This is a genomic window from Pseudoxanthomonas japonensis, from assembly GCF_010093445.1.
Classification (GTDB): Bacteria; Pseudomonadota; Gammaproteobacteria; order Xanthomonadales; family Xanthomonadaceae; genus Pseudoxanthomonas_A; species Pseudoxanthomonas_A japonensis.
This window is the reverse complement of the sequence record NZ_PDWW01000062.1, coordinates 1-730: the sequence shown is the minus strand read 5'-3', so window position 1 is coordinate 730 and position 730 is coordinate 1. Positions and strand designations below refer to the sequence as shown.

1 protein-coding gene is annotated in these 730 nt (G+C 56.2%); it reads left to right on the top strand.

The window, feature by feature from the left end:
* Nucleotides 1–237 precede the first annotated feature (237 nt).
* Nucleotides 238–730: hypothetical protein (locus tag CSC78_RS18765; RefSeq protein WP_202924226.1), on the top strand; the 493-nt coding region annotated here is incomplete at its 3' end.

The window sequence follows — 730 nt, the reverse complement described above, 5'->3', positions numbered from 1 at the left end:
TAGGTTGTGTCGCGTACGTAGCCAGCGTGGCGCGTCCGACTAACGGAGCCGATGGAGGGTACACGCACGATGGATGGACGAGTGCTCTCATGCGGCTGCGCACATCCGTGGAGCGGCAGCAGATGTGCTATGTAGTTTTTTTTCCAATGAAACCGGCAACCAGCTGTTGCTGTCGATTTCGCCCGGTCCGTGAGGCGGTAATCCTACCAACCTGAAAAGCAAGAGAGAGAGGACACCATGAAAAGGAACATCAAGTGGACCGTGCTTGCCGTGGCGATCGCCGCCGCGACATCGGCCAATGCCGAAACCACCATCGACAACAACATCGTCAACAACTGGACGACCAACCCCACGATCGATACTGACGTCGATACCAACGTCGATACGAACCTCAGCAAGACCAAGTCCTACACCTCGACGGTAGACAAGGCCTACACCTCCGCTGTCACCAATACGGTCGACAATACGGTCGATACTTCGTATACCTCCGATGTGAACAACACGGTCGACACGTCATACACCTCGGACGTGACCAAGGCCATGGACCTGTCGTACAGCGACTCGTTCGATCGCGACACCACCATCGCCCACGACGTGGATACGTCCTACAGCGATTCGTTCGACCGGACGACGACCGCTACCCACGACATGGATACCTCGTACAGCGACACGTTCGAGAGGAACAGCACCATCGACAGCAATGTCGACATCGACATGGGATGGGATTACC